General features: G+C 74.5%; 1 protein-coding gene. It reads right to left on the bottom strand.

Translation table 11 applies throughout. The features are described 5' to 3' along the window. Nucleotides 1-2 precede the first annotated feature (2 nt). A partial coding sequence (locus VXC91_RS46735; protein WP_329513385.1) for a hypothetical protein occupies nt 3-557 on the bottom strand: 555 nt, incomplete at its 5' end.

The following is a 557-nucleotide window of genomic DNA, read 5'->3' as shown; positions in this document are numbered from 1 at the left end:
GGTCAGAGGGCGTCGACGCCGCTCACCTTCCAGCCGTCGGAGGTGCGGGTGAGCGTCATACGCACCCGGTTCAGGTCCAGCCGGGGCTCTGGGACCTGGGTGCTCTGGGTGACCTGGTTGACGAAGAGCAGGACGACGGCCCGGTCCGGTGTGGCCGACACGACGGAGACCGCCGGGGCGCCGCCGTCGGCGGGTGTGGCCACGCTCGCCTTCACCACGCCGTGGTACTTCGTCGCGGTCGGCGCGACCACCGCCTTCGTGGTCTTGCCGTACTGGTCGCGGAAGCGCCCGGTCAGCAGGGCGCGGGCCCGGGAGAAGTCCCGGTCCAGGTGCCGGTAGTCGTACGACAGCACGACGGGCGCCGCCTTCCGCGCGGCCGCGAGGGCCTCGTCGCGGGCCTGCTCCGCCTGCCGCCCCTGCCGGTACTGCCACCCGAGTACGGTGGCCGCGACCAGGGCCGCCACGAGGGCGACGCCCAGCACCGCGGTGAGCACGCTCCGCCCGGCCTTATGCGGGGGCGCGCCGTCCTCCGGCTCCCCCTCGAACGACTCGGGCTC

This window comes from Streptomyces chiangmaiensis, assembly GCF_036281785.1.
Taxonomy (GTDB): domain Bacteria; phylum Actinomycetota; class Actinomycetes; order Streptomycetales; family Streptomycetaceae; genus Streptomyces; species Streptomyces chiangmaiensis.
Note: the sequence above shows the minus strand (reverse complement) of the source record. Positions and strands in the feature narration are given on the sequence as shown.